This window comes from Pseudomonas sp. 14P5.3.2, from assembly GCF_057799175.1.
Genome location: NZ_JBYOKU010000012.1, coordinates 144682 through 170746, shown reverse-complemented (window position 1 = coordinate 170746; position 26065 = coordinate 144682). Strand labels below are relative to the sequence as shown.

Here is a 26065-nt window from a genome sequence, read left to right as displayed (position 1 = left end):
AGCGTTTATTGGAATTGGTCTATCTGGCTCAGGAGCTCGGCAGTCTTCTGCGGCATCAACTGCGTCGCACACCGCGTCTCGACATTGATGATGATCGCCGGCTCGTTGCAGCACAGGCGTACGCGGAAGCGCCAGTCGCTGAAGATCACTTTCAACCCATCCCGGTCGTCCATTTCCAGTGCCTGCTCGGCATAGCGTTGTTTCAGATGGGCGAGCAGGGGATAGGGATCCGCCAGCGCTCGGCGAATGTCGCCGGACGCCGGAAACATGCCGATGCGCTCCACCAGCAGAATGCTGCCCAGCCACGACTCGTTGGCGCTGGGCAACGGCTGATGGCGTGGCAGCCAACTCACCGCCCCGAGGTTGCCCACCTCCCGTTCAATCTCTGCTGCATGCTGTGCCATGTTCATGGGTTGCCTCCTGAAAAGAGAAGTGGGCGGGAGCCGTCTCAGCGGCCCTTGAGGTAAACGTTGTCGTAGCAGAAGTTGGTCGCCTGCAGGTAACCCTCGGCGTCGCCGCAGTCGAAGCGCAGGCCCTTGAACTTGTAGGCCAGCACGCAACCGTTCTGCGCCTGTTTCATCAGCGCGTCGGTGATCTGGATCTCGCCGCCCTTGCCCGGTTGGGTGTCGGCGATCCGGTCAAAGATGTCCGGGGTGAGGATGTAGCGGCCGATGATCGCCAGGTTCGACGGGGCATCCTGCGGCGCCGGTTTCTCCACCATGTTATTGACCCGATAGATGCCGTCGGACATCAGCTCGCCGGCGATCACCCCGTACTTGTGGGTCTGGTCGGCCGGGACTTCCTGGATAGCGACGATCGAGCAGCGGAATTTCTTGTACAGCTGGATCATCTGCGACAGCACGCCGTCACCTTCCAGGTTCAGGCACAAGTCGTCGGCCAGCACCACGGCAAAGGGTTCATCGCCGATCAACGGGCGGCCGCTGAGAATCGCGTGACCGAGGCCCTTCATTTCCACCTGACGGGTGTAGGAGAAGGTGCAGGTGTCGATCAGTTCGCGGGTGCCGGCGAGGAATTTTTCTTTCTCGGTGCCGCGAATCTGGTGTTCGAGTTCGTAGCTGATATCGAAGTGGTCTTCCAGCGCACGCTTGCCCCGACCGGTGACGATGGCCATGTGTTGCAGGCCGGCGTCCCGTGCTTCTTCAACGGCGTATTCGATCAACGGTTTGTTGACGATCGGCAGCATCTCTTTCGGCATGGCTTTGGTCGCCGGCAAGAAACGCGTGCCGTAACCGGCAGCGGGGAACAAACATTTACGAATCATAAAAGTATCCTGGACAGTCATGGAACACAGGCAACGTATGCGCACACTTACGAAGGCGCACAAGTTTCAATGATTATTGAACGAGTACTTTAATACCTGAGTCAGGTTGTTAATGGCAATTAGCGCGAAGGCTAAAACATGACAATGTTATGAGATGTCGGTAACAACGTTATTAGTTATTTTTAGTCGGTATCTGTTGATAGTGATGAGTGTACTTGGAGTGCTAATAAGTACCGGGCAATACAGTTTGACCTGCAAAAATATTTATTGCCAGTGGTTGAACCAATTTTGTTTGAGGCTGTTGTCGTCCTTATTTGTGTGGTGCGCCACAGATTGAATAAAAGGGACTTGACACGCTACTTGTCACTTATCCAATGACGGACCGCGCTATGAAGATTCTGGTAACGGGTGGTGCCGGCTATATCGGCTCGCACACCACACTTGCGCTGCTTGAAGCAGGTTATGAAGTTGTTGTACTGGATAATCTTTGCAACAGCAGCGATGCGGCACTGCACGCGATAGAAGGCATTTGCGGCAAAAGCGCGCTGATGATTCGCGGCGATGTCTGCGACCGGGCGTTGCTCGACCGGATTTTCCGCGAGCATCAAATCGACGCGGTGCTGCATTTTGCCGGGCTCAAGGCCGTCGGAGAGAGCGTGCGCAAGCCGCTGGATTACTACGAAAACAACGTCGGCGGCAGCATCACGTTGTGTCAGGCGATGGCCGCAGCGGGCGTGTTCCGTCTGGTGTTCAGCTCGTCGGCCACGGTGTACGGCGAGCCTGAGCAGATGCCGATCCGCGAGGATTTCCCCACCGGCATTCCGACCAATCCTTACGGTCAATCCAAACTGATCGTCGAGAACGTGCTGCGCGACCTGAGTCAGGCCGAGCCGCGCTGGAGCATCGCCTTGCTGCGTTACTTCAACCCGATCGGCGCGCATCACAGCGGGCACCTGGGCGAAGACCCTAACGGCATTCCCAACAACCTGCTGCCTTACATCAGCCAGGTCGCGGTCGGCAGCCTGCAGGAGTTATCGATCTTCGGCGACGATTACCCGACCATCGACGGCACCGGGGTGCGCGATTACATCCACGTCGTCGACCTCGCCGATGGCCATCTGAAGGCCTTGCAGTCGATTGCCGGACGCCCGGGCATTCACACCTGGAACCTTGGCACCGGCGACGGCTACAGCGTGATGCAGGTACTGCATGCCTTCGAACAGGCCAGCGGGCGACCAGTGCCGTACCGGGTGATGCCGCGTCGCAGCGGTGACATTGCCGAGAGCTGGGCCGACGCGTCCAAGGCTGCCAAAGAGCTCGGCTGGAAAGCCACGCGCAGTTTGCAGGACATGGTCACCGACACTTGGCGCTGGCAATCCAATCATCCGCGCGGTTATCTCGAATGATGTCGTTCTAATACTGAATGTTAGTTTCGGTCAGGTGTTAGATATCGTCGGGAAAATACGCTGGAAATGCCTTTTGCAAGTCCGTAGATATAAACCTGCCGTTCGACTTTTATCAGTTGGGTAAGACTGTGAAAGAACGACGGATCTTGTGCGCGTATTTTGCGGACTTGAACGCTACCACCGCTAACACAGGCCGGTTTTTAACAGGCCGGATGTTAGAAAGGAGTTGATATGAAAAAAGTGATGGCGATTGCCCTGTTGACGATGTTGAGCAACTGGGCGTCCGCTGCTGAAGCGCCGCTTACTGCGGTAACCAATGTATCTGGCAGTGTCGCGGCTTCTACCGCGCCTGCTGCCAGTACGGCAATGGTTGCCAGTGCAGTGGCGGCGTCCAACAGTGGTGGAAGTGCCAACGGCGGTACCACCGGTACTACGGGTACCACCGGTACAACCGGCACGCACAACTAACAGGAACATTTGTTAGTGCAGTACAGGGTCGCCCGACACAAGTCGGGTGACTTTGTTTTTAGATTCGCCCTTGAATAGCGTAGTGCCATTATGACTCGTAGTTTTGCTCTTTTGCTGTTGGCAAGTATCGCTTTGCAAGGTTGCATGTTTTCCCCCGGCCAATACCTGAGCACCGGCGACATCACGCGCCAGGGCGCCAGCGAAAGCAGTCGGGTAGAGCTGATTCCGATCACGCCCAAGCTGATCTCGATGACCCGCGCCACGCAAAAGCGTGAGACGGTGCCGGCGGAATTGTTGGCGACGCCGGCGGAATACCGCATCGGCAGCAACGATGTGCTGTACATCACGGTCTGGGATCACCCGGAGCTGACCGCGCCATCGGGGGCACAACAGCAGATCGACGCCAACGGTCGACTGGTGCGCTCCGATGGCACGCTGTACTACCCGTTCATCAAGGAAGTGCAGGCGGCCGGCAAGACTATTCAACAGTTGCGTGCGGACATCGAATCCCGCCTGTCGGCGTTCATCGCCGAGCCGCAAGTGGATGTCGCGGTGCTGCGTTTCGCCAGTCAGAAAGTGGTGGTCTCGGGCGCCGTGGCCAAGGCCGGCCCGCAGCCGATTTCCACCAACCCGTTGAGCGTGATCGAAGCCCTCGGTACTGCCGGTATCGACACCAACAACGCCGATCTGTCTGGCCTGTTGCTGACCCGCAATGGCCGGGTGTATCCGCTCAATCTCGACTCGCTGAACCAGCAGGATTCCGAGTTGCAGCACGTCTTTCTCAAGGGCGGCGACCAGCTCTATCTGCCGTACAACGACAACAAGCGCATTTACGTCATGGGCGAAGTCAATCAGCCCCGTGCGCTGAGCTTCAAGACCGCGACGATGAATCTCTCCGACGTGCTCGGTTCGGTCGGCGGTCTGAGTCAGACCACCTCCAACGGCAACGCGGTGTACGTGATTCGCGGGGTGGAAAACCTCGATGTCGAGCCGGCGAAGATCTATCAACTGGAAGCCCAGTCGCCGACCGCCATGGCACTCGCTTCGCACTTTGAAGTGCGTCCCCAGGATGTGGTGTACGTCGGCCCGGCCAACGTCACGCGCTGGAACCGCTTCATCAGCCAACTGGTGCCGTCGGCATCGATTGTCGGGACCGGGGCTTCCGCTGCGAAGAACTGGAGCGAATTCAGTAACAACAGCAAATAAGGCCGACCGTGAAAACCTTGAAAGTTGGCGTCTGCCTGATGGCGGCCTTGATGTTGTGTGGCTGTAACCCGCTGATGACCGCTTCGGTGCGCAACCTCAAGTCGGCGGTGATCGGCCCGGATGAGCTGGACGTGAGCGCGGCCCAAGTGGCCGAGGTCAAGTATCCGCAAGTCAAACTGACCACGCCCTCCGGCTCCGGGGTGCTGGCGCTGGTGCGTGAGCGTGATGATCTGCAGTTCTGGGTCGCTTCCGGCAAACAGGTGTTGCTGCTGCGTGACGGCCTCGCCGTGCGCACCATCGGCCTCGGCGTCGAGGGCGATCTGGACGGTACGCGGCTGGCCGACAACGCGCCGTTCAAACATGGCCTGCATCAAGTCGCCGATGGCTTCACCAGTCAGCGCTGGATCGACCTGTACAAGGGCCAGGAGGTTGGCTTGATCGTCAACAGCCGGTTCTCCCGCCGATCCACGCAAACCCTGGACATTCTCGACAAGCGATACACCGTGCTGCGTGTCGATGAGCGCATCGACGTCCCGGCCATCGGCCTGCGCGCGACCAACCATTACTGGGTCGATCCGGTGGACGGTTTCATCCTGCAGAGCGAGCAGCAACTGACCGCGCAAATGCGCGTGCGCATCGTGCAATTGACCCCCGATCGCAGGCACCTGCCATGAAGCGCTTACGGAGGTTATCGGCGGGTTTGCTGTTGCTCAGCGGCGTCAGTCAGGCAGCGGTCACGGTCAGTGGCGATGTGGCCAATCCGGGGCCGGTGGAATTGCCGCCGGGCGGGCGCTTGCTCGACGTGATCAGCGTGGCGGTGCCGAATGCCGAAGGTTACTGGCTGGCCGGTGAGTTGCTGCGCCAGTCGTTGCTGGAACAGCAGGCCCGGCTCAAGGCCGGCGTGTTGTTCGATCTCGATGTGCTGCAGCGCATGGCTTCGCTGTTTGACCGCCCGAGTCGCGCGGCGCTGGCGTTGCGCTTGGCCGAGCAGGTGCGGCAGATGCCGGTCACCGGGCGCCAGGTCGCGGATCTCGATCCGGTCGCGGTGGAAGTCGGTTTTGCGCGCAACATTCGTCTCGACGATGGTGATCGCCTGATTTACCCGAAACGGGTCGACGAGGTGCAAGTGTTGGGCGCCGTCGCCGAGACCTGCCATCTGTCTTATCAGCCACTGCTGGAGGCGCGCGAGTACCTGGAAAGCTGCACGCCGCTGGACGATGCCGAGGCCGATTACCTGTGGCTGATCCAGCCCAATGGTGCGGTCCGGCGCGTGGGTATCGCGCACTGGAATCGCGAGAGCGGGCAGTTTCCCGTGGCCGGCAGCAAGATTCTGGTGCCGGTGAAAAACGATGATCTGGATCCGCCTGTTCCTGAACTGAATCAGCAGTTGGCCGAATTGATTGCCACGCAGCTGGCTGAGGTGGTTCGTTGAAGTTACGTGTTGCTGCTGTGTTGTTATTGCCGTGCGGTCTGGTGCATGCCGAACCGCGTATTACCCAGAATGATTTCGGTGGTACCGGTCTGTTGCAGACCCCGACCGCGCGCATGGCCCCGGCCGGCGAGCTGAGCGTCAACGCCAACCGCACCGAGCCTTACAGCCGCTACAGCGTGTCGCTGCAGCCGCTGGACTGGCTCGAAGGCTCGTTCCGCTACACCGCCATCACCAACCGCCCGTACGGGCCGGAGTCGATGAGCGGCAGCCAGAGCTATAAGGACAAGGCGGTCGATGCCAAAGTCCGGCTGTGGCAGGAAACCCACTGGGCCCCCGATGTCGCTTTGGGCTTCCGAGACATTGGCGGTACCGGCTTGTTCGCCAGCGAATATTTCGTCGCCAACAAGCGCTTTGATAATTTCGATTTCAGCGCCGGCATTGCCTGGGGGTATCTCGGTAATCGTGGCGATCTCGATAACCCGCTGGGCTACCTCGACGATCGCTTCAAGACCCGTCCGGCCCTGGAAGGCACCGGTGACGTCAACGCCGGTTCGTACTTTCGCGGCAAGCCGTCGTTCTTCGGTGGCGTGAGCTATCAGACACCGTGGGATCGACTCAGCCTGAAACTCGAATACGAAGGCAACGACTACAAGCACGAGCCGAAGGACAACGTGATCAAGCAAGACTCGCCGATCAACTTCGGCGCGGTGTTCAAAGTGGCGGATTCGGTGGACGTCAGCGCGGCGTGGGAGCGGGGCAACACGGCGATGTTCGGCATCACGTTCCATACCAATTTCGTCAGCCGCAAGGCGCCGGCCAAGACCTACGATCCGACGCCTGAACCGCTGCCGGCGAAGATGCCGATCACGCCGCTGGAACAGGTCAACTGGGCCGACGTGTCGCAACGCTTGCAGCAAAACGCCGGGTACAAGGTCGAGCGCATCAGTCAGCGTGATTCCGAGCTGATCGTCTACGGCGAGCAGCAGCGCTACTTCCATTCGTCGAAGGCCGTTGGCCGCGCGAGCCGGATTCTCGACAACAGCGTGAATGACGACATCAATTGGTTCACCGTGGTCAACAAGCGTTACGACCTGCCGCTGGAAGAGACCAGCGTGCCGCGCCAGACCTTCCGTGAAGTGATCAACAACGAGGAGCCGCTGGAGTCGTTGCACCGCACCACCGAGATCAACCCGGCGATGCCGCACAACGAGAAAACCCTCTACAGCGAAGCGCCGCAGCACTTCAGTTATGGAGTTGGTCTGGGCTTCAAGCAAAACGTCGGCGGCCCGGATGGTTTGCTCTATCAATTGAGTGCCGATGCGGACGCCGAGTACCGTTTCAACCGCAACACCTGGTGGAGCGGGCTGGTCAGTGCCAACCTGGTGAACAACTTCGACAAGTTCACCTACGATGCGCCGAGCGGTCTGCCGCGGGTGCGTACCGATTTGCGTCAGTACCTGACCACCTCGGAAGTGACCATGCCGTTGTTCCAGGTCAGCCATGCCGAGCAGTTGGACAAAGACCTGTATGGCATGGTCTACGGTGGTTATCTGGAGTCGATGTTTGCTGGCGTCGGCGGTGAGGTGTTGTTCCGTCCGACCGGCGAGCGCTGGTCGGTGGGGGCGGATCTGAACTATGTGCGTCAGCGCGAGTTCGACCAGGGTTTTGGCCTGCGCGACTATTCGGTCTGGACCGGGCACATCACCGGCTACACCGACTTGCCGTACGACACGCTGGCGGCGGTCAGCGTCGGTCGCTACCTGGCCGGCGACTGGGGCGGCACGCTCGACATCTCTCGCGAGTTCTTCAACGGTGTGCGCTTCGGCGCCTGGGCCACGATCACTACCGCCGGCAGTGCCGAGTATGGCGAAGGTAGTTTCGACAAAGGCCTCTACCTGTCGATCCCGTTCGACGAAATGATGAGCATGTCGACCATGCGCCGCGCCAACCTGGTCTGGGCCCCCTTGACCCGTGACGGCGGCGCCAGGCTCAATCGCAGCTTCCAGCTGCACTCGATGACCGATAGCCGCGAGGGCGACATGTTCTACCGCAACTTCTCGAAGATTACCGAGTAATCCTTGGGAATCGGTGGGAGCAGCTGGCCTGCTCGCGATGGTGCCGGCACATCCAACATTTGTGCAGCCTGACCCACCGCTTTCGCGGGCAAGCCACGCTCCCACAGTGGTCCGGGGTGAACCGATTACCCGATCCATACCCCGATCTCTGTAGGAGTGAGCCTGCTCGCGAAGGCGTCAGCCCAGTCGACATCCCTCTCGCCTGAAACACCGCCATCGCGAGCAGGCTCACTCCTACAATGGGGTTGCGGTGAGGCCGCACATCCCGACGCGCTCCCACAATCCCTGTGGGAGCGGGCTTGCTCGCGAAGGCGTCGGCCCCATTCAACATCTCTGTCGCCTGACACAACGCCATCGCTTGCAGGCAAGCTCCCACAATGGTCCGGGGTGAACCGAATATCCGATCTATGCCGAGATCCCTGTAGGAGTGAGCCTGCTCGCGAAAGCGTCAGCCCAGTCGACATCCCTGTCGCCTGAAACACCGCCATCGCGAGCAGGCTCACTCCTACAATGGGGTTGCGGTGAGGCCACACATCCCGACGCGATCCCACAATCCCTGTGGGAGCGGGCTTGCCCGCGAAGGCGTCGGCACATTCAGCATATGTGCTACCAGACACACCGCTTTCGCGGGCAAGCCACGCTCCCACAGTGGTCTGGGGTGAACCGAATATCCGATCCATACCCCCGATCCCTGTAGGAGTGAGCCTGCTCGCGAAGGCGCCAGTCCATTCAAAATCCATGTTGCCTGATCCACCGTTATCGCTTGCAGGCAAGCTCCCACAGTGATTTTGTGGTGTGCCCGATTTGAGTGAACGCCGCCGGACCCTGTGGGAGCGGGCTTGCTCGCGAAGGCGTTGGTACAGCCAGCATCGCAACAGCCTGACTCACCACCCAAATCCCGCCCACAAAAAAGGGGACTTTCGTCCCCTTGCGGTATTGCCTGATCTACCACTCGTCCATCAATAAATGTCTTTCGACAGCAACGTAAACGGCGTCTTCACCAGGATCTTCAGATCCAGCCACAACGACCAGTTGTTGATGTAATGCAGGTCCATCTCGACGCGGCGCTGCATTTTGTCGATGGTGTCGGTCTCGCCACGGCAGCCGCTGATTTGTGCCAGCCCGGTAATACCCGGTTTGATTCGATGACGAGCCATGTACGCGAGGATTTTCCCCGAGTAGTAGTTGTTGTGCGCCACCGCGTGCGGACGTGGACCGACCAACGCCATTTGCCCCTGTAGCACGTTGAACAACTGCGGCAGCTCGTCCAGCGAAGTGCGGCGGATGAAGCGCCCGACCGCAGTAATACGCGAGTCGTTGCGGCTGGCCTGAACCACTTCGCGGTCATCGTGCACGCGCATCGAGCGGAATTTCCACACCTGAATCACCTTGCCGTTCCAGCCGTGGCGATCCTGCTTGAAGAACACCGGCCCGGGCGAGTTGATCTTCACTGCCAACGCAATGAACAGCAGCACCGGACTCAACAGGATGATCGCCAGTAACGCCACGCCTTTTTCCAACAGGCTCTTGCTCAGCGCAGCAGTAGGGCGGCTGGTCAGCGGGCTTTCGTTAAGGCAGATGGCCGGCAGACCGTCCACGACCTTCACCGAGTGATTGAGCAGGGTCAGACTGTTCAAGTCCGGCACCCAGACCACATCGACGTTGGCGCCGAGCAAATCGACGTACATCGCTTCGATTTTCGCGGCTTCGGCCAGCGGCAGGGTGATGTACAGACGACGGATGTCATGGTCTTTGATCAGCTCGAGCAAATCTTCCTGATCGCCGACCACACGCGGCGCATTCGCATCCAGATTCGGCGTCGGGCCATTGCTGACCAGGCCTACCAACGGCAGGTTTTCCACCTGACTGATCTTCTTTGCCAGACCCAGTGCCAGCTCGCCGGTACCAACGATCAGGGTTTTCTGCGCGCTGGTGCGGGAGCGCTGGTAGTACTTGGAAAAGGCGTGCAACGGTGCGTACAGCAACGCCTGACCGAGGAAACCGTACACCGCCCAACTCAGCGTCACCTCGCGGGAGAACACCTCGTCGGCCTTGCACACGAACGCGATGCAAGCCAGCGCCACCATGGTCATCGACCAGCCCATGAACAAACGTCCGAGCCCGGTCAGGTAATTGTCCTGCTTGCGATACACGCCGCTGAACGTATACGCCGGCACCGAGGCCAGCACCGCCAGTGTCGCGCACATGCGGTAATAGAACTCGACAGTTCCCGTATGCCGTTCAGCCAGTATGAATAACAACGCAACAATGAAAGCCTGCGCCAATGCCCATTGGCCCCAGAAGGTAAGTCCCTTGAGGCCGTTATTTCGATTGATCCGTAGAGAAAGTTCCATGAGATATCCCCAGAAATACGTCCATTCAGGTTTCGACAGTTGAAGTCCGAGTTGCTAGATAGGCTTGTTGTTGTTATTGGACGAGTGTCCTGAGGTAACAACGTCGATAGGCCGAACTGTCGTCAATCAATAGACTAAGTTATTGCTGGAGAGGGTGTCTGACGAGTTCTAACAAGATGGCACAGTGCCAACTTTTTAATAATCAAATACAAGGTTGTTAGAAAAGGTCGCAGAGCAGGGGGTGAATAAATTATGTTGTGTTTGTTACTGTAGGAGGGGTGGAGGCAGGGAGCTATTATTACCAGGGAGGTGAAGTCAAACAGAGTGCTCTTGTTGTTTTTGTAATCGCACTGTTTTCTGTTTGTTTTGTTCGTGGATATCGTACGTGTTTACGCAACGATTTCCTGGATGAGGCAATAACCGCGGTTTCTTACGGCACGAAACAGACGCTCACCATTACTCGCGCTTTTGAACTTGTCCTGCAGGCGACTCAGGCACATCTCCAGGCCACGATATTGCTCCGGCTCGCGGCCGATGCTGAGGATCAGGTCATCACGACTGACTACGCGTTCCTCGTGATGGAGCATTTTGCGCACCAGTGCGGTTTCCAGTCCGGTAAGGCTGATCTCGACGCCTTCCTTGACCAGTGCGCCTTGATCGTTGTCCAGATGCCAGGTTTCGTTGCACGGTGTGCCGTCTTCATTGGCTGAAGTCGGGTGGGCGGTGTCCGCGTTCATTGTCGGGGATTGGTGAAACGGGTTTGCCGATTGTGCGGCGAGCCATTCCGATTCGAGGGTGGCCAGTATGCGCTGGGTATCGTGTTCAATCGTGCGGGCGACGTTTTTCCGAGTGCCGCTTGGGTAAGAAAACTCCATCAGCATCGGGGCGGAAGAGGGCGAAGTAGCACCTTCAATAAACATTTGTGCCTGAGACGTGCCAAACGAATTGAAGCGCTCGCTGGACAGAATGCTCTCAAGTTCACGCTGCGACGTTGTACTGTTGGTCACGACGACAAAATATTTTCTTGGGAGGGTTGTACTAGTTTCCATGTCTCTCTCCTAAAATGTGCACCAAAATGGGCGAAAAGATAAATCGGCAGGCGAGCAATAACTTCCTTGGAAGTAATCGACAGGCAGGGTCTGGGCCCAAAATGGCCCTCGATAAGTTCCACTCGTTCTGCTGCTATGTTGTTAAGTTTATTGTTATGGTTCGGTGTAGCCGTGCTCATTCAATTGCTTGATTATAATTAGGTATGAAGTACAACTAGAGCGGTATGGTTGCATATGACGATCCTTCGTAATTATGCAAAGAGGATGGCTGCCCGAGAGTCAGGCAGTCGATATCAGACCCCGCATCAGGCGATAGCCGTAGCCGCGGATGCTCTGAATCGCGTTCGTACCATACATGTCCTTGATTTTTCCACGCAAGCGGCTGATGGATTTTTCCAGCGCCCTCGGGTCGTAGAAATTGGTATTGAGCCCCATGATGCTGGCGATTTCATCATGGCTGAGAATGTGATTGCTGGTCTGCGCAAAGGCTTCCAGGATCTTCATCTCGGCAAACGAGATGTCGAGTTTCTGGCTGGTGCCGCCCAGCAGGCAGATGCGCGTAGGGTCGAGTGTGAGGTTGATATCCCGCTGCCATTCTTCACTGGTGAAGAACTCACCGAGCAACTCGTCGCCCTCGTCGGAAAGGGTATTGAGCTTGATACAGAAGTCGGCCCCGGCCAGGAAATACTTGATCTTGTTGAACGCGCCGCGACCGGTAATGACCGCGCAAATGATCGGCTTCAAGTTATTGGTGCGCAGGTTCTCGATCAGCGCAAGATTGTCTTCCAGCGCTTGCGGAGTGTCGATAACGATGAAGATGGCTCGATACGAACCAGAAAGTTCATTGTGCTTAAATGAACTAGTGTACGAACTGGCCTCAAGTGCCATATCAGTGCGTACGTGCTTTGCGACCAGCGCTCTAAAATGTTCGGCCACGCCACAGGTTCGGCCCAGAGTGAGAACACCGGGTACGTCGTTTGTCGGGCGCGGACTTCTAGTCGCCAAGTTCCCTGAGAGCATCATGCATTGACTCGAATTAGGTGCTGACATCGGGATGTTAAAGCACCGGTTCTCATCTGTGACTGACAATTGGTAACATTCACGCGATTTTTAGACGTGGCTCCCGAGTTTTCTAACAATAATTAAGCATTTCAAGCTTTTAGTTGATTTTCTCGGGGCTGTGAACTAGTCGTTACATGGTGGCAATGTGGAATTGTGCCACTATTTTGAATCTATGGCCACGGCTTTGTTCATGTCCAATTGCCACTGTCCGTGATCGTGAGATAGTGTGAGCTTGATCACACTTTATTGGCTGATCCAACTTTTTTCTACTAAATGCCTAAATATTTTTCGAGCGGTTCGTAGGCGGACGATTATTAACATGGCTTGAGTGTGTCTTTTGATAAGACATATTCTCCGTCGCCTGATCAGGCAATGGGTGTCGCGTTATACCGATTGTTTAACTTCAGATACTCAATTCCTGAATACAGTTGACCGGTCGCTCATCAAGAGCGCTCTGACGGAGGATTAATGGATTTCTGGACCTTTATCCAGGTGTTGATTTTAGGCGCAGTGGAAGGCCTGACCGAGTTCTTGCCGATCTCCAGTACCGGCCACCAGATCATCGTCGCCGACTTGCTGGACTTCGGCGGCGAACGCGCGATGGCGTTCAACATCATTATTCAACTGGGGGCAATTCTGGCCGTGGTCTGGGAGTTTCGCCCGAAGATCTTCGACATCGTCAAAGGCCTGCCCACCCAACGCAATGCGCAACGTTTCACCCTCAACCTGCTGATCGCCTTCCTGCCGGCGGTGGTCCTCGGCGTGCTGTTCGCTGACAAAATCCATCAATACCTGTTTAATCCGATCACCGTGGCCATGGCCTTGGTCGTGGGCGGCGTCGTCATGTTGTGGGCCGAACAGCGCAACCATGTCGTGAGCGTCGATCACGTCGACGACATGCGCTGGTCAGACGCGTTGAAGATCGGTTTCGTGCAATGCCTGGCAATGATCCCCGGCACGTCGCGCTCCGGCTCGACCATCATCGGCGGTTTATTGTTCGGCTTGTCCCGGAAAGCCGCCACAGAGTTCTCGTTCTTCCTCGCCATGCCGACCATGGTCGGCGCCGCGGTGTACTCCGGCTACAAATACCGCGACCTGTTCCAGGCCAGCGACCTGCCGGTGTTCGCCCTCGGTTTCGTCATCGCCTTCATCTTCGCCATGATCGCCGTGCGTGGCCTGCTCAAATTCATCGCCAACCACAGCTACGCCGCGTTCGCCTGGTATCGGATCGCGTTTGGCTTGTTGATTCTGGCGACGTGGGTGTTTGGCTGGGTGAACTGGACGGAAGCGGCGGCGTGATCACTGACTGCTGATCAATGTCGCAACCGCGAGGTCGTTCAACTCCGAGTTGGGCGACTCTTGGCGGTAGCGCTGCAAGGCTGATGTGAAATACGCGGCTTGCAGCATGCCGTCGCTGGCGAGGTAATAGCGCGCCGCTTCGATTTCCTCTGGCGAGTAAATACGTTTATTGAGACCGGAAACTTTGGAGGTTGCGTAGAACGGCGACAACACCGTCGTCGCCACCATCAAACCGGTGAACTGCGTGATCTGCAAAGGGCTTTCCTCACCCGCGCCACAAATGAAATCGCAGTGGGCGTGAGTACTGGCAGAGGCGGTGGCGAGTAGAGCGAGGGGGATAAAACGCTTGAACGAAACACAGCGAAACGCGGGCATAAACAAAAGACATCCTGTCAGCACATAAAAACTCCGGGCAACGCTCATTCGTTGCCCGCACATTCAAACCATCTATCAACGGCCTTGCAGCAACTCGCCGGCCTGATCCAGCAACGCCAGCGGATCCTTGGCCTTGTGAATATCCACCGACAACAACTGGCGGAATTTACGCGCACCCGGGAACCCGGTGCCCAAACCCAGCACATGCCGGGTGATGTGATGCATCGCTCCGCCCGCCTGCAAATGCTCGGCAATATACGGCCGCAACTGCGCCAGCGCCTCAGCACGGCTGATCACCGGCGCGCTGCTGCCGAACAATTGCTGATCGACCTCCGCCAGCAAATACGGATTGTGATAAGCCTCACGCCCGAGCATCACACCGTCAAAGGTCTGCAAATGCTCATGGCAGGCCTCCATCGTCTTGATCCCGCCGTTCAGCACAATCTCCAGCTCCGGAAAATCCGCCTTCAACTGGGCCGCCACGTCATACCGCAACGGCGGAATGTCGCGATTCTCCTTCGGCGACAAGCCCTCCAGAATCGCAATCCGCGCATGCACGGTAAAACTGGTACACCCGGCATCCCGCACCGTACCGACGAAATCACACAATTCGGCGTAACTGTCCCGCCCATTGATCCCGATCCGATGCTTCACCGTCACCGGAATCGACACCGCATCGCGCATCGCCTTCACACAATCCGCCACCAACTGCGGATGCCCCATCAGGCACGCACCGATCATATTGTTCTGCACCCGATCACTCGGGCAGCCAACATTCAGATTCACCTCGTCGTAACGATGCTCCTGCGCCATGCGCGCGCAGGCGGCCAGATCGAGCGGAACACTTCCGCCGAGTTGCAGCGCCAGCGGGTGCTCGGCTTCGTTGTGACGGAGGAAGCGTTCGTTATCGCCGTTGAGGAGAGCGCCGGTGGTGACCATCTCGGTGTAGAGCAGGGCGTTCTTCGACAGGAGGCGTAGGAAGAAACGGCAGTGGCGGTCGGTCCAATCCATCATCGGGGCGACGGAGAAGCGGCGGGAGAGTGGGGCGGGTGTGGCGGTGATAGGGGACATTGGCGGTTCTGGATTGGGTGGGGCTGGGAGGTGGGGGAGTTTATCAGGAATGGGGGGCGGACGGGTTTGGTAGCTGGCGGAGGTCTATGCTCAAAAATTAGCCAAGCATTGGCGGAATGCTTGGCAGTAATAAATCTACCCCCTTTTAATTGAAGAACTGATCGAAAACGATCACAAAAGGACGCTCATGAGCGGTAAATTTCGGATCAGCGTTGGTACCATCATTGCTCTTTTGACGCTTTCTAACAGCGCGCTTGCTGATAATTGCGAGTCAATCCTTTCGAAACTTTATGCGGAGCGTCACTTAACACTGGATAGGCAAACCGAAGGCAAACAGATAACGCACTTTCGTGATGGGCGATACATGACTTTATCTCTTAGCTGCGCAACCGGCCTACCGAATGTTGCGATCTCATGGGACGGTCCGACCCCGGATCAGCAATTCTATGATCTAGTAGGAAGGGCAGGTAGTTTGGTTTCGACACGATCAGCCGCCGATATTATGAAATATTCGAAGCAGTGTAGGGCGCGGGCGCTTAATGATAGCGGAGAGATCGCTACGGTTGAGCAGAGAGGAGTTGCAATTGAGTGCCAAGCTTTCGTTCGTGACGGTGGTGGGACGATGATTTATATATTCTCCAAGTGAGGTCCGCTTTTTTGAGCGTTCCTGTCTAGACTTTCTGATCGTCCTTGCCGTTTTTGAACGGATCCTCGCTAAGGGCCTCTAGCGAAATTTGATTGTTTGTTGCAGGTGATAAGTTGGTGTGCTTTTTGGTACTGCATTCCTTTCGGGTTGTTAATAATGAGTTTCTATATTGTGCCAAATATATTTGTATCTGAGTTTTAGCCATTTTACCAATAGGGAGTTTAGCTGGCTCTTCATCCAGTTATGTTTCTTTGCATTAAGCATTTCTTCAATGTCGCTTTCCAGTTCTTCTCTATTGAAACAAAGCCAGATAGTCGGAAGTGTGCTTTCAAGGTTGGAATGACAAACAGGCGCCACTTCTTCAAACAAAATTCGCTTGATTTCGTCTCTATCAAATTCTTCTGTCTGCCGCGCAATCGCAGCGTAGTCGACTTCGTTATCAACGAATGCGTCTGACAATGCCCAGCGAATATCCGCTCTTTGTTGCTTTGTCATAGCGCGTCCCATTTAGAAAATTCCTCCAACTCTTCATCAAAGGTATCAGCAACAACGCTACCAGCGATGCCTCCTGCAATACTGCCTGCCAATACGATTGCTACAGCACATGCAATGGCACCAGGCCCGCAAAATGCGGAAACGCCCAAACCCGCTAACCCACCACCCGCAGCACCACCGCCGATGATGATTCCTTGTCTGGCTGTTTCCTTCACTTTGTTGTCAGCATTCATAATTTCATAAACGGCGAAGGTGGCGGTTACCAATAAACCGACTTTTCCCATAATTCTTAATTTCTTGGTTCCCCTACTTACCGGTGCGTTGTCCCGACCTGCTGAGTCAAGAATCTCATAGTAAACTTTGCTTTTTTGTTCTGGAGTAAGTTTGCTGTACTCCACTTTTGCGGTTTTTAGTGCGTATTTATCCAGCGTTTCCTGAAGCGTTGGAGGAAGTTTCTTTTTTCTCTCGGCGAAGGCAACGCCTTGTGCCGAAGTGTATTTTCGGTGTTCCAGCAAAATTCTGTTTCGCATCTCTTGGCAGAACGCTGCTCCTTCTTTAGCACTGAGCCTTCCAGCAGCGACTTCGGCTTTTGTTTCCACTGACATGCGTTTGATGTTGTTCATGTAGTTGGTGCGTACTTTTGCATCCGATATAGCGTCTACAGAAAATCTTGTAGCAGCACCTTCCATTCCCGCAATGGCCATATCCAAGGGCGAATTTTCGAGCGCGTGTGCTTTCTGGACAACGTAGCTTCCCGTGACGAGCAATGGTTCAGTCATGAAAAAATCCTTATTTCAAAGAAGCGTTGAATAATGTATCGAAGATCGAACCAGCGGCCGATTCCTCTTGTGTACCGAATTCAAGCTTGTGACAGATTTTCCCGGGGATATTGAGAAATTTCACAGTGTTGGTGTTATCAAAAACGCCTGATAGGGTAGATCCGTCGTCAAAGTGTGCGGAGCAACTCATGCCCTGATATGACTCCTCCCCTGGAATATTGAAGCTGATCCAACCAGGGTGAACGATGATCGGGGTAGGGGCTGTAAAAGGAGCTGGTGTATGGGAGTCACCGATGATCACTGTTCCCGATCCACCAGTCACAACGTCTCCATGCGTACCCGTGGTGCCGACAAGCGCGGCGTTTTTGCCGTTTATGAAAACTGTCCCGGAAACCGCTGAAGCCAATGCGCTGCCACAAGTGCAAGCGTCGCCTTTTCGAGCAGCCGCAAGTCCGTCGAAGAATACGTCGGGGGAACCGGAGGCTATAGCTTTGGGGCCGTGCCCAGGCATTGGGCAACTGGTGGGATCGGTGATGCGTGCGGCTGGCTTTGCCATGTTTGACTCCCTGTCAACGAATGAACCGGTGCCGACTCTATCAGACTTGTTTGGACTCGTGCCTTGGTACAGCGCCTTCAATTTAAACGGTTGAGATTCAGTCTGTTTAAGATGAGGTTGTCCGTACTACCTCAGCCCTACACCACCTTGCGCCTCCCCCTACACCTAAGACAGAATCCGCCGGCTTGTACGTCTAGACCGTGGGTTCTATCGTTCTCGGGTCACTGAAAACCAGTGACCGGGTTTGGTAGCCCGCATGTTAGATGTACAGCGTCACCATCACCGATCGTATTTGCGATCGGGGTTTATGGTGGTCATGTACAGGGCGTCTTCGGGCGCGCCGGCTCCTAACACCCGGTCTACCAACCTGTTCATGGCCGCCACCCTTCGTTTGGTAGCGAAAGGGTGAAGCCCTCACTAAAAGTGTTAGGAGTTTCATCCATGTTCAAACCAACACCGAATCCCCCAGAATCCGACCCCGCATCCCCCTACGAATCCCTCGATTCCCGCAAACTCCACGAAGCCGCCGAGCGCGCCCTCGATCACTACCTCACCCCGGTCAGCCAGATCATGGCCAGCGGTGATCAATCCAAACCGATGTTCCTCGCCAACCCGGCCTACGACACCGAATCCCTGCTCGCCAACGCCAGTGAATCCTTGGGTTCCGCCACCACCATGCTCAACGATTTCGCCGCGTTGCTGGATGTCTCGCACCGCAAGACGCTGCTGGGTATTGCGCAGGTGGTGATGTTGGGGGAGTTGGCGGTGAATCAGGCGTTGGATAACGTCGAGCTCAAGGCGTAGAGCGCTGCCCTCCGTGGCGAGCGGCGAGGTCGTGGTCGCGGAGGGTGTTCTGTCGATGCGCAAAACAACCGCCGAAAATGGCGGTTTTCAGCCTGTTTCCGTAGCAATAGCGATGTGCCATGAAAAATGATGGCAATGCGTCATCATGCGCACGAAAAAGTTCACTGCTTGTACAAAAATATAAAGTTGTACAACTTTTCCCAAAGTTTATAGCATCCGTTCCCAACACCTTTGCTGAAACGATAAATCCAGCTTGAGTCCTGGATTTGTCCGTCGGTGCGTGGGCCGTCAAAACGGTTTTCGCATCGGCTATTTGCAGCCGGGTCAGTGGAAGCTGCCCGTATTTCGCCCAGGACGACGACCCCGAATATGAGTGGTAACTCCGGTTATCAGAGATCTACTTTTTGTGCCTGACGCTGAATCGCGTCAGGGCGTTAGAGGCTGAACATGGCAGAAGCATCGAATTTCCTGGGCAACATCAAGGTTTCCCGAAAGTTGGGGGCCGGGTTTGGCGTTCTTTTGCTGGCGGTGGGAGCGGTGGCCTTCATTGGCTATAGCAGCAGTAATGTGCTGGTGGATCGCCTGGACACCACGCGTCTGATCGGTACGCTCAACGATGCGTCGCAGGACATGCGGCTGTCGGAGAAGCAGTACGAAGCGGCGGCGGATGCGGCGTTTGCCGAGTCTTATCAGTCGCAGCTGACAGTGTTGCAGGGGCTGATCGCCAAGGCGTTGCAGACCCTGACACGGGCGGAAAACCAGCAGGCGTTGAAGCAGTTGCAGGACACCACGCTGGCCTACGATCAGCGGGTCAAGCGCTTGATCGAGGCGGACAAGGCGACCAGCGATGCGCTGAAACCGCTGGGGGCGATGTCGGACAAGTACGCCGAGACCTTCAACAGCATGTTCGAGAGCACCACAGCGAGTGCGCTGGCGTCGGCTGATAGCGCGCGGGTGGTGGACTTGCGCACGGTGGCGGATCTGCGCAATGGCATGACGATGTTTCGTCTGATGTTGCGGCGTTATATCGCGGTGCCGAGCGAGGCCAACAAGAAGGTGCTGCTGGACACCACCGATGCGTTTCTGGCCGACATGAGCAAGGCGCGCAGCGGTTTGCCGGCGGCCCTGTCGAGTCAGCTTGAAGAGGCGCAGGCCGGCATGCGCCGTTATCGCGAGGTGCTGGTCGAGGTCGCCGCGCTGTTCGAGCAGAAGCAGAGCCTGCGTCAGCAGGTGGATCAGCAGAGCCAGGCGATGGACAGCATCATGACCGGCCTGATGGACACTCAGCAGCGTCTGGCGCGGGACGATCAACAGCGTGCCTTTATCCAGATTGCAGTGCTGACGGAGCTGGCGCTGGTGGTCGGTCTGTTTGCTTCAGTGCTGATCTCGCGGCAGATCACCGGGCCGCTGGCGCTGACGGTGGAGCTGGCGCGACGGATTGCCAAGGGCGATCTGACGGTGCAAGCCAAATCCAGCCGCAAGGATGAGTTGGGCGATCTGCAAAACGCGATGCAGGACATGGCGCAAAGCCTGAACACGCTGGTGCAGGGGATCGGTAACGGTGTCACGCATATTTCGACGTCGGCGGAGAAGCTCTCGGCGATGAGCGAGCAGACCAGCGCCGGTGTGCGTCAGCAGAAAGTCGAGGTGGATCAGGTCGCCACGGCGATGCACGAAATGGCCTCGACGGTGCAGGAGGTGGCGCGCAACACCACGGACGCATCCGCCGCCGCGACCCTGGCCGATCAGCAGGCGCGTCACGGCAGTGCGGTGGTCAAGCAGGCGACCGTGCAGATCAGCGAACTGTCGGTGGCGATCGAAGACTTGGGCGCGGCGATGAACGTGCTGTCCCAGGACAGTGAGCAGATCGGCAAGGTCATCGATGTGATCAAGGCTGTCGCCGAGCAGACCAACTTGCTGGCGCTGAATGCGGCGATTGAAGCGGCGCGGGCGGGGGAGCAGGGCCGTGGTTTCGCGGTGGTTGCCGATGAAGTGCGGTCGCTGGCGCAGCGCACGCAGGATTCGACCAAGGAAATCGAAGCGCTGATTGTCACCCTGCAACAGGGCACGCAAGCGGCATCTACACTGATGACATCCAGCCGCGAGCGCACCCTGGACACCGTGGTGCTGGCGCAGAGGCCGAGCAGGCGATTACCGAGATCAAGCATTCGATCGGCACGATCCAGCAAATAAGCCTGCAGATTTCCGCCGCCGCCGAGCAGCAAAGCGCGGTGGCCGATGAGATCAATCGCAGCATCGTCAGTGTGCGCGATGTGGCCGATCAGTCGGCCGTCGCCAGCGAAGAAAGTGCAGCCGCGACTATTGAACTGGCGTCGCTGGGGCAGGACCTGCAGCGCATGACATCGCATTTTCGAATCTGATGGCGTTTTGAGATGAACTTGGGCTGGCCTGACCGGTCAGCGTGTATAAGTGGGGGCCGCCGAGCGGCGGCCATCCGGTCCGTGCTGTTATTTTCTGGGCCATGGAAGGTTACAACCCGCTCTCAGGGGGCGTCATGACCAATATTCCCGTTTTCCCCCAGCCCAGCGGGGGGTGCCAAGGATGCCGGCAAAAAGGCGAGGCCGATATGGCGTTCTCCTTTGCTTTCCAGCCGATTGTGGATGTGCGTGATCAATCGACCTTCGCCCACGAGGCGTTGGTCCGGGGCGTGCAGGGCGAGGGTGCGCTGTCGGTGCTGGAGCAGGTCGATGACCAGAACCGCTATCGCTTCGATCAACTGTGCCGCGTGCGTGCGATCTCCACGGCTGCGCAGTTGGGGCTCACCGGGTTTCTCTCGATCAATTTCCTGCCCAACGCGGTGTATCGACCGGACATGTGCATTCGCAGCACGCTGGAGGCGGCCCGCGCACATGCGTTCCCGCTTGATCGGCTGATCTTCGAAGCGGTCGAGGGCGAGCACGTCGAAAGCAACAAGCACTTGATGAACATCTTGCGCGAGTACCGCGAGTTCGGGTTCAAGACCGCCATTGATGACTTCGGTGCGGGGTATTCCGGGTTGAATCTGCTGGCGGACTTTCAGCCGGATCTGATCAAACTGGACATGGCGCTGATTCGCGATATCCATCGCGACCGCGTACGCCAGGCGATTGTGCGGGGCGTGGTGGGCATGTGTGCCGAGTTGGGCGTCGAGGTGATTGCCGAGGGCATCGAGCACCCCGAGGAGCGGGATTTTCTCGCTGACTGCGGGATTTATCTGATGCAGGGTTTCTGGTTCGCCAGACCGGCGTTTGAGGCGATGGCGCAGATTCCGGTGGAGGCGTGGCAGCCGATTTGAGGCGAACCTGAACCCGTGCTGTCGATCGGCAAAGTTTCATCTTGCCGGGTGCGGCGAAGGCCTACGATGCTTGCACAAGATCATCCCAAGGGGAGCCGTACCATGCGCACCAATGTCGTCAAAGTGCTGTTGATCGCTGCAGCTGTCTCGGTATTGAGTGCCTGTTCGGGCTCCGGTGGGCTGACCACCACCAGTTGTTTCTCCTCGGATTGCCAATCGCCGGAGGGTCGCACAAATGCAACGACCCTCAAATTCGGCGGTAACAGTATTGGTAGCAGCTTGAACCAGTACAGCTCCGGAATGTTGCACGACGATTGATAGAAATAGAACCTGAGCCTGTGGCGAGGGAGCTTGCTCCCGCTGGGGCGCGCAGCGCCCCCCAAAAAGAAGGTCTGCTGCGCAGCCCAGCGGGAGCAAGCTCCCTCGCCACAAATGTTTGTGCCTGGAAGATTACTGCGGCAGCGCCAGCCACTCACCAATGACCTTCTGATAACTGCCAGTGACTTTGCTCAAGTGCAGCCACTGGTCAACGTACAGTTTCCAGCTGATGTCATCGCGCGGCAGCAGATAGGCCTTTTCGCCGTACTGCATGTACTGGTGCGGATTCACCGCGCACAAACCCGGTTTGAGTTTCTGCTGATACAGCGCTTCCGAGGCGTCGGTGATCATCACGTCGGCCTTGTTATCGAGCAGTTGCTGGAAGATCGTCACGTTGTCGTGCAGGGCCAGTTGCGCCTTGGGCAGGAAGGCGTGGACGAAGGCTTCGTTGGTGCCGCCTGCCGGTTCGACCAGGCGTACGTTGGGCTGGTTGATCTGCTCGATGGTCTGGTATTTGGACTGATCGGCACAACGCACCAGCGGGATCTTGCCGTCGCTGTCGAGGGTGTTGCTGAAGTAGGCTTTCTTCTGCCGCTCCAGCGTCACCGAAATCCCGCCCATGCCGATGTCGCACTTGCCGGCCTGCATGTCCGGCATCAGGGTTTTCCAGGTGGTTTGCACCCACTCGACTTTCACGCCGAGGCTGTCGGCCAGCGAGCGCGCCATGGCGATGTCGATACCCTCGAAGTCGCCGTCGCTGCGTTTGAAGGTGTAGGGCTTGTAGTCGCCAGTGGTGCAGACGCGCAACTGGCCTTGTTGCTGGATGGTGTCGAGGTGCGAAGTTTGCTCGGTGGCCTGAGCGCTGAAATTCAGTGCGAGCAATGAACCGAGCAAGAGCAGTTTTTTGTTGTTGGGCATGTCTGTCGGGCTTCAAAGGGATCGGAGTGAGAAGTTAAACACGTTCCCGGCGCTGATCCCTATGGGTAGCTCGCGGTCAGAGGCCGAGACCTTCCTGCACCACCTGCAACAGATTGTTCTCCGTCAGCGCAATGGCATCCAGTTCCTGACCGGTTTCCACCGTTTGCAACCACCAATGGCTTTCGTGATGTTCATCGACGGTGCGCAGCAGATAGGTGTTGCGCTCCGGCAGGGTGATCTGCACGCGGCCGGCGCCGTCCTCGGTAAACCGCGCGATGGGATCAAATGTCAGGGTTCGTTGATTGGCTTCGATCACCAGTTGGTCGATCGCGTAATCGTGGCTCTCGCCATCGGGTGAGCTTTCGCAAACGTGGGTCGGATTGCGGCGGATTTTCAGGCCGACTTCGGTGACTGGCTGCAGCCAGCCCTCGATGCGGTGGTACAGATCGTAGACCTGCGCCGGCCAGCAATCGATCTCCAGCGCGGCATCCGCATGGGTGTGCCGTGTTTGCTTGAGTTTGGCGGCGAGTTCGTCTGCTTTACTCATTTCGGATCCCTTGGTTTGATGTCTGCCTGTTAATCGTAGACCTTTCAACGGCGTACGGCGTTGCCTTGCGTCATGCGCTTGCAACACAAGCATGTCGAAATCAGCGCTGGCCAAGTCTGGTCAGGATCGAAAACCACGGACGCAGGCGTCCCAAGGAGCGGGTAGATGAAAAAGCTGTTTACAATTTTGGCAGTGATTGCGCTGACGGTCGGTAGCATCGGCCTCAGTTCGGCGCGTCAGTCGAACGCCAGCAAGGTGCAAACGGAAGCGGTGGCGGGGCAGTTCGATTACTACCTGCTGACGCTGTCCTGGTCGCCGACCTTTTGCCTGACACACAAGGACGACGTGCAGTGTTCCGGCAAGGGCTACGGTTTCGTGCTGCATGGTCTGTGGCCGCAATACGCCAATGGCGGCTGGCCGGAGTCCTGCCCACCGCTGACCACGTTGTCGGCGGCGGAAACGACCAAAGGCCTGACGCTGTTCCCGACCAAGAAACTGCTTGACCACGAATGGTCCAAGCACGGCACCTGCAGCGGTCTGGGCGCGATGGGTTATCTGGACGAAGCGGACAAAGCGGTCGGCGCGGTGAAAATCCCGCAAGAGCTGCAACCGTTCAGTTCCTCGTACTACTTCGAAGCCCAGGAAATCGCCGACCTGTTCCGCAAGGCCAACCCGGGGATCCCGGCGGATGGCATCGCGGTGATCTGCAGCGGCCCGGAACTCTCGGAAGTGCGGGTGTGCATGGGCAAGGATCTGCAGTTCGGCGCGTGCGGCAAGGGCGTGAAGACCCAGTGCCGGGCGGGGGATATTCGGGTACCGCCATCGCGTTGATGTGAGCGGTTTCACGAACAGGAAAGGGCGCCCAAGCAGGCGCCTTTTTTTCGCCTGAAGGTTTGAAGCACCCGGAAAATTCACGCATGCTTGCGCCCCCCAAAGGATGACCCGCAACACTGCAAGGAGCTGTTCATGAGCGGAAAACCCGCCGCCCGCGTCACCGATCCAACCGCCTGCCCACTCCCGGGACATGGCACCAATCCGATTGCCAGTGGCTCGCCGAATGTGAATTTCGACGGATTGGCCCAATCATCCCTACGTGATCCAGCGTGCAGACGGGCGTCTGGAACACGGGGTGTCTGACGCTAACGGGTTCACCCACGAAGTCAGCTCGCACCTGCCTGAAACCATCAAGCTGTTTCTGGAGGAGTGAGGCATGGCCGCTGAAACAGTAACGTGCGCTAAAGGCAACAATTACAAGCTGCACAAGGAACATGCGCTGACGGACAAGAAGGATGTCAGTGACAAGCCTGTGCCGGTGGAGAGTACCAAGGCGATTGTTGTTTTCGTCGGCGGTGCCGGGGATAAGGAAAGTTATTATTTTTCGGGGCCTTATGAAAACATCCTCGCTGCACGGAGGAACTTTGATAAGCGCAATGAAACACTAAACAACGAAGGTAAATATCGCTCAGAATGGCTGGGATATAACGATGTCAGGGGGAAACAGGATATCCAACGGAATGTTCTGAGCCTTATTCCGTATAAAAGCTGCCCCGTTTATATCGTTGGTCATAGCCTCGGTGGTTGGAATGGCGCGCACCTGACAAAAATAATGTCGGATTGGGGCTACAGAATTCAGATGCTAATCACCCTTGATCCCGTGGGTGAAGGGACATTGGTTTGGTTAGGTTCAGATATTTATCGCGTGCGCCCTGATCCTGTTGCCGCCGAATGGATCAACATTAAGGCGACCCCGACAAACAGAGACCCATCGGATGGGGTAGCCGATTTTGGCGAAAAGTGGCTTATCTCCTGTGGCCCTTCTTTGAACGCCAACGTAGATACCAATCATGCAGACGCATTAGGGCTTTTTATTGCGCCTGTAGCTGGGAGCAAGTCGGCAAGCGATTTATTGCTGGACTCAATAATGAAGGAGTTTTCGTGATGCACAGGTTACTCTTTTGCTTTTTTCTAGCTATTTGCTCTGGTTGCGCAAAAGACCATGTAAAGCCTCCAGCGAACTTGAGTTTTGTATCTGTTGAAAGGCAAGAGTCACTTCTATACGACATTCGCTATCAGTCGGATGTGGATGTTCTGGACCTGTTTGATAGAGGAGAAAGGGTTGGGATGGCTTCAGGCATGCTGAAATGTGCCTTGGAGGATGATCAGGATTTCTCGGTTGGCAAAGCCATCCGGTTTTCTGCAGTTGGTTTGGTGACGTCGGAAATACGCGAAGATGGCAAGGCGGGATATCCCTATCTCACCAGTGCGTTCATAGTTGAAACTTCCAGCAACCGAAGTTCTGAGAGAAATCTTTCAGTGACAGAACTGAATCACCTCCTCGCCAACAAACAACAAATCCCCTGCAAAGTCGTCGTCACCGCGTACGGCTACAAACCCTACTACTCAAACACCATGAACCTGCCAGTCGCGGATCTGCTGCGCGAAATCAACAAACCCCGATAGGCGTAATCGGTGCCCCACGCGATTGCCCGGCGCAGACACGCGAGGGTGATCGCGCGCAAAACGACAACTGAAAATAAATCGACGCACAGCGTTCATCCAAATCTCTTGCGCGCCGATACAACTGGGCGGGCATGTGTTGGCGCGGCGGGTTTGCTGTGCGCACCCCGG

At 56.9% G+C, this 26065-nt stretch carries 27 protein-coding genes and 3 pseudogenes; 18 read left to right on the top strand and 12 right to left on the bottom strand.

Annotated elements, in window-relative coordinates:
• Nucleotides 1–5 precede the first annotated feature (5 nt).
• Nucleotides 6–410: a phosphohexomutase domain-containing protein gene (locus AC27VU_RS12905; protein ID WP_103520632.1), complete on the bottom strand. Its 405-nt coding sequence runs from the start codon at nucleotides 408–410 to the stop codon at nucleotides 6–8.
• Between the two features lie 38 nt (nucleotides 411–448).
• The gene (gene galU / locus AC27VU_RS12900) at nucleotides 449–1282 is read right to left on the bottom strand and encodes a UTP--glucose-1-phosphate uridylyltransferase GalU (RefSeq protein ID WP_488724203.1); all 834 of its coding nucleotides are present in this window, start codon (nucleotides 1280–1282) and stop codon (nucleotides 449–451) included.
• 389 nt (nucleotides 1283–1671) lie between these two features.
• On the opposite strand from galU, the gene galE reads away from it, so the two are divergent.
• The 6 genes from galE (at nucleotide 1672) to AC27VU_RS12870 (ending at nucleotide 7869) form a co-directional block, all read left to right on the top strand.
• A complete protein-coding gene (galE, locus tag AC27VU_RS12895) occupies nucleotides 1672–2688 on the top strand; it encodes a UDP-glucose 4-epimerase GalE (RefSeq protein ID WP_201137007.1) in 1017 nt (338 codons plus the stop codon).
• Nucleotides 2689–2919: 231 nt separating this feature from the next.
• Nucleotides 2920–3156: a hypothetical protein gene (locus AC27VU_RS12890; RefSeq protein ID WP_003226528.1), complete on the top strand. Its 237-nt coding sequence runs from the start codon at nucleotides 2920–2922 to the stop codon at nucleotides 3154–3156.
• Nucleotides 3157–3246: 90 nt separating this feature from the next.
• The gene (locus AC27VU_RS12885; protein WP_488724202.1) at nucleotides 3247–4362 is read left to right on the top strand and encodes a polysaccharide biosynthesis/export family protein; all 1116 of its coding nucleotides are present in this window, start codon (nucleotides 3247–3249) and stop codon (nucleotides 4360–4362) included.
• 8 nt (nucleotides 4363–4370) lie between these two features.
• The gene (locus AC27VU_RS12880; protein ID WP_488724201.1) at nucleotides 4371–5036 is read left to right on the top strand and encodes a YjbF family lipoprotein; all 666 of its coding nucleotides are present in this window, start codon (nucleotides 4371–4373) and stop codon (nucleotides 5034–5036) included.
• Nucleotides 5033–5794, top strand: a complete 762-nt coding sequence (locus AC27VU_RS12875) for a capsule biosynthesis GfcC family protein (RefSeq protein WP_488724200.1) — start codon at nucleotides 5033–5035, stop codon at nucleotides 5792–5794. Before AC27VU_RS12880 ends, AC27VU_RS12875 begins: the two co-directional genes overlap by 4 nt.
• Complete coding sequence (locus AC27VU_RS12870) at nucleotides 5791–7869, top strand: YjbH domain-containing protein (RefSeq protein WP_262142965.1); 2079 nt, start codon at nucleotides 5791–5793, stop codon at nucleotides 7867–7869. The genes AC27VU_RS12875 and AC27VU_RS12870 overlap by 4 nt, the downstream gene beginning before the upstream one ends.
• 959 nt (nucleotides 7870–8828) lie before the next feature.
• On the opposite strand, the gene AC27VU_RS12865 is transcribed toward AC27VU_RS12870, so the two are convergent.
• From AC27VU_RS12865 to AC27VU_RS12855, 3 genes are all read right to left on the bottom strand, one after another.
• A complete protein-coding gene (locus AC27VU_RS12865) occupies nucleotides 8829–10223 on the bottom strand; it encodes an undecaprenyl-phosphate glucose phosphotransferase (RefSeq protein ID WP_201137009.1) in 1395 nt (464 codons plus the stop codon).
• Nucleotides 10224–10612: 389 nt separating this feature from the next.
• A complete protein-coding gene (locus AC27VU_RS12860) occupies nucleotides 10613–11272 on the bottom strand; it encodes a winged helix-turn-helix domain-containing protein (protein ID WP_003226518.1) in 660 nt (219 codons plus the stop codon).
• Nucleotides 11273–11551: 279 nt separating this feature from the next.
• Nucleotides 11552–12295, bottom strand: coding sequence for a winged helix-turn-helix domain-containing protein (locus AC27VU_RS12855; protein ID WP_488724199.1), 744 nt, complete (start codon nucleotides 12293–12295; stop codon nucleotides 11552–11554).
• Nucleotides 12296–12802: 507 nt separating this feature from the next.
• Here AC27VU_RS12855 and AC27VU_RS12850 point away from each other — a divergent pair.
• A complete protein-coding gene (locus tag AC27VU_RS12850; RefSeq protein ID WP_103520638.1) occupies nucleotides 12803–13633 on the top strand; it encodes an undecaprenyl-diphosphate phosphatase in 831 nt (276 codons plus the stop codon).
• Here AC27VU_RS12850 and AC27VU_RS12845 read toward each other — a convergent pair whose 3' ends face one another.
• Together AC27VU_RS12845 and dusA are read right to left on the bottom strand one after the other, a co-directional pair.
• The gene (locus AC27VU_RS12845) at nucleotides 13634–14056 is read right to left on the bottom strand and encodes a DUF2388 domain-containing protein (protein ID WP_400497071.1); all 423 of its coding nucleotides are present in this window, start codon (nucleotides 14054–14056) and stop codon (nucleotides 13634–13636) included.
• Nucleotides 14057–14083: 27 nt separating this feature from the next.
• Nucleotides 14084–15079, bottom strand: a complete 996-nt coding sequence (gene dusA / locus AC27VU_RS12840) for a tRNA dihydrouridine(20/20a) synthase DusA (protein WP_488724198.1) — start codon at nucleotides 15077–15079, stop codon at nucleotides 14084–14086.
• A gap of 187 nt (nucleotides 15080–15266) precedes the next feature.
• Between dusA and AC27VU_RS12835 the strand changes: the two genes are divergently transcribed.
• Nucleotides 15267–15725: a hypothetical protein gene (locus AC27VU_RS12835; protein WP_488724197.1), complete on the top strand. Its 459-nt coding sequence runs from the start codon at nucleotides 15267–15269 to the stop codon at nucleotides 15723–15725.
• Between the two features lie 150 nt (nucleotides 15726–15875).
• Here the strand turns inward: AC27VU_RS12835 and AC27VU_RS12830 are convergent, their stop codons facing one another.
• Genes AC27VU_RS12830 through AC27VU_RS12820 form a run of 3 tightly spaced genes read right to left on the bottom strand, consistent with a single transcriptional unit; the run spans nucleotide 15876 to nucleotide 17555 of the window.
• Complete coding sequence (locus AC27VU_RS12830) at nucleotides 15876–16232, bottom strand: DUF7079 family protein (protein ID WP_049827825.1); 357 nt, start codon at nucleotides 16230–16232, stop codon at nucleotides 15876–15878.
• Nucleotides 16217–16999, bottom strand: coding sequence for a hypothetical protein (locus AC27VU_RS12825; RefSeq protein ID WP_488724196.1), 783 nt, complete (start codon nucleotides 16997–16999; stop codon nucleotides 16217–16219). Before AC27VU_RS12825 ends, AC27VU_RS12830 begins: the two co-directional genes overlap by 16 nt.
• Before the next feature lie 10 nt (nucleotides 17000–17009).
• Nucleotides 17010–17555, bottom strand: coding sequence for a PAAR domain-containing protein (locus AC27VU_RS12820; protein WP_488724195.1), 546 nt, complete (start codon nucleotides 17553–17555; stop codon nucleotides 17010–17012).
• A 441-nt stretch (nucleotides 17556–17996) separates the two neighbouring features.
• Here AC27VU_RS12820 and AC27VU_RS12815 point away from each other — a divergent pair, with 441 nt between their 5' ends.
• From AC27VU_RS12815 to AC27VU_RS12790, 6 genes and pseudogenes are all read left to right on the top strand, one after another.
• Entirely contained in the window at nucleotides 17997–18359 is a 363-nt protein-coding gene (locus AC27VU_RS12815) for a DUF6124 family protein (protein ID WP_488724194.1), read from the top strand.
• A gap of 447 nt (nucleotides 18360–18806) precedes the next feature.
• Nucleotides 18807–19835 (top strand): annotated as a pseudogene (locus AC27VU_RS12810) (methyl-accepting chemotaxis protein); the annotation flags it as partial.
• Between the two features lie 33 nt (nucleotides 19836–19868).
• Nucleotides 19869–20465, top strand: a pseudogene (locus AC27VU_RS12805) (methyl-accepting chemotaxis protein); the annotation flags it as partial.
• Between the two features lie 125 nt (nucleotides 20466–20590).
• On the top strand, nucleotides 20591–20740 hold the full coding sequence (locus tag AC27VU_RS12800; RefSeq protein ID WP_488724193.1) for a hypothetical protein: 150 nt from the start codon (nucleotides 20591–20593) through the stop codon (nucleotides 20738–20740).
• A gap of 134 nt (nucleotides 20741–20874) precedes the next feature.
• Nucleotides 20875–21654, top strand: a complete 780-nt coding sequence (rimA, locus tag AC27VU_RS12795; RefSeq protein ID WP_201137111.1) for a S6 modification regulatory phosphodiesterase RimA — start codon at nucleotides 20875–20877, stop codon at nucleotides 21652–21654.
• 102 nt (nucleotides 21655–21756) lie between these two features.
• The gene (locus AC27VU_RS12790) at nucleotides 21757–21972 is read left to right on the top strand and encodes a hypothetical protein (protein WP_081794889.1); all 216 of its coding nucleotides are present in this window, start codon (nucleotides 21757–21759) and stop codon (nucleotides 21970–21972) included.
• Nucleotides 21973–22104: 132 nt separating this feature from the next.
• On the opposite strand, the gene AC27VU_RS12785 is transcribed toward AC27VU_RS12790, so the two are convergent.
• Nucleotides 22105–22890: a transporter substrate-binding domain-containing protein gene (locus AC27VU_RS12785; RefSeq protein WP_473017727.1), complete on the bottom strand. Its 786-nt coding sequence runs from the start codon at nucleotides 22888–22890 to the stop codon at nucleotides 22105–22107.
• A 76-nt stretch (nucleotides 22891–22966) separates the two neighbouring features.
• Nucleotides 22967–23437, bottom strand: coding sequence for a hypothetical protein (locus AC27VU_RS12780; protein ID WP_473017726.1), 471 nt, complete (start codon nucleotides 23435–23437; stop codon nucleotides 22967–22969).
• A gap of 165 nt (nucleotides 23438–23602) precedes the next feature.
• Between AC27VU_RS12780 and AC27VU_RS12775 the strand changes: the two genes are divergently transcribed.
• The 4 genes and pseudogenes from AC27VU_RS12775 to AC27VU_RS12760 all read left to right on the top strand — a co-directional run bounded on the left by AC27VU_RS12775 (nucleotide 23603) and on the right by AC27VU_RS12760 (nucleotide 25897).
• Nucleotides 23603–24268, top strand: a complete 666-nt coding sequence (locus tag AC27VU_RS12775) for a ribonuclease T2 (RefSeq protein ID WP_103520379.1) — start codon at nucleotides 23603–23605, stop codon at nucleotides 24266–24268.
• 135 nt (nucleotides 24269–24403) lie between these two features.
• Nucleotides 24404–24514 (top strand): annotated as a pseudogene (locus AC27VU_RS12770) (PAAR domain-containing protein); the annotation flags it as partial.
• Nucleotides 24515–24647: 133 nt separating this feature from the next.
• Entirely contained in the window at nucleotides 24648–25376 is a 729-nt protein-coding gene (locus AC27VU_RS12765) for an alpha/beta hydrolase (protein ID WP_488724192.1), read from the top strand.
• On the top strand, nucleotides 25376–25897 hold the full coding sequence (locus AC27VU_RS12760) for a hypothetical protein (RefSeq protein ID WP_488724191.1): 522 nt from the start codon (nucleotides 25376–25378) through the stop codon (nucleotides 25895–25897). Before AC27VU_RS12765 ends, AC27VU_RS12760 begins: the two co-directional genes overlap by 1 nt.
• Nucleotides 25898–26065 lie beyond the last annotated feature (168 nt).

Bases quoted from the DNA above. Each gene is read 5' to 3' on its own strand.
- AC27VU_RS12820 (WP_488724195.1), bottom strand. From the start codon at position 17,555: ATGGCAAAGCCAGCCGCACGCATCACCGATCCCACCAGTTGCCCAATG.
- AC27VU_RS12855 (WP_488724199.1), bottom strand. From the start codon at position 12,295: ATGATGCTCTCAGGGAACTTGGCGACTAGAAGTCCGCGCCCGACAAAC.
- AC27VU_RS12845 (WP_400497071.1), bottom strand. From the start codon at position 14,056: ATGAGCGTTGCCCGGAGTTTTTATGTGCTGACAGGATGTCTTTTGTTT.
- dusA (WP_488724198.1), bottom strand. From the start codon at position 15,079: ATGTCCCCTATCACCGCCACACCCGCCCCACTCTCCCGCCGCTTCTCC.
- AC27VU_RS12865 (WP_201137009.1), bottom strand. From the start codon at position 10,223: ATGGAACTTTCTCTACGGATCAATCGAAATAACGGCCTCAAGGGACTT.
- AC27VU_RS12825 (WP_488724196.1), bottom strand. From the start codon at position 16,999: ATGACTGAACCATTGCTCGTCACGGGAAGCTACGTTGTCCAGAAAGCA.
- AC27VU_RS12760 (WP_488724191.1), top strand. From the start codon at position 25,376: ATGCACAGGTTACTCTTTTGCTTTTTTCTAGCTATTTGCTCTGGTTGC.
- AC27VU_RS12850 (WP_103520638.1), top strand. From the start codon at position 12,803: ATGGATTTCTGGACCTTTATCCAGGTGTTGATTTTAGGCGCAGTGGAA.
- AC27VU_RS12780 (WP_473017726.1), bottom strand. From the start codon at position 23,437: ATGAGTAAAGCAGACGAACTCGCCGCCAAACTCAAGCAAACACGGCAC.
- AC27VU_RS12790 (WP_081794889.1), top strand. From the start codon at position 21,757: ATGCGCACCAATGTCGTCAAAGTGCTGTTGATCGCTGCAGCTGTCTCG.
- AC27VU_RS12885 (WP_488724202.1), top strand. From the start codon at position 3,247: ATGACTCGTAGTTTTGCTCTTTTGCTGTTGGCAAGTATCGCTTTGCAA.
- AC27VU_RS12775 (WP_103520379.1), top strand. From the start codon at position 23,603: ATGAAAAAGCTGTTTACAATTTTGGCAGTGATTGCGCTGACGGTCGGT.
- AC27VU_RS12765 (WP_488724192.1), top strand. From the start codon at position 24,648: ATGGCCGCTGAAACAGTAACGTGCGCTAAAGGCAACAATTACAAGCTG.
- AC27VU_RS12890 (WP_003226528.1), top strand. From the start codon at position 2,920: ATGAAAAAAGTGATGGCGATTGCCCTGTTGACGATGTTGAGCAACTGG.
- AC27VU_RS12905 (WP_103520632.1), bottom strand. From the start codon at position 410: ATGAACATGGCACAGCATGCAGCAGAGATTGAACGGGAGGTGGGCAAC.
- galE (WP_201137007.1), top strand. From the start codon at position 1,672: ATGAAGATTCTGGTAACGGGTGGTGCCGGCTATATCGGCTCGCACACC.
- AC27VU_RS12860 (WP_003226518.1), bottom strand. From the start codon at position 11,272: ATGGAAACTAGTACAACCCTCCCAAGAAAATATTTTGTCGTCGTGACC.
- AC27VU_RS12835 (WP_488724197.1), top strand. From the start codon at position 15,267: ATGAGCGGTAAATTTCGGATCAGCGTTGGTACCATCATTGCTCTTTTG.
- AC27VU_RS12875 (WP_488724200.1), top strand. From the start codon at position 5,033: ATGAAGCGCTTACGGAGGTTATCGGCGGGTTTGCTGTTGCTCAGCGGC.
- AC27VU_RS12830 (WP_049827825.1), bottom strand. From the start codon at position 16,232: ATGGGACGCGCTATGACAAAGCAACAAAGAGCGGATATTCGCTGGGCA.
- galU (WP_488724203.1), bottom strand. From the start codon at position 1,282: ATGATTCGTAAATGTTTGTTCCCCGCTGCCGGTTACGGCACGCGTTTC.
- rimA (WP_201137111.1), top strand. From the start codon at position 20,875: ATGACCAATATTCCCGTTTTCCCCCAGCCCAGCGGGGGGTGCCAAGGA.
- AC27VU_RS12815 (WP_488724194.1), top strand. From the start codon at position 17,997: ATGTTCAAACCAACACCGAATCCCCCAGAATCCGACCCCGCATCCCCC.
- AC27VU_RS12785 (WP_473017727.1), bottom strand. From the start codon at position 22,890: ATGCCCAACAACAAAAAACTGCTCTTGCTCGGTTCATTGCTCGCACTG.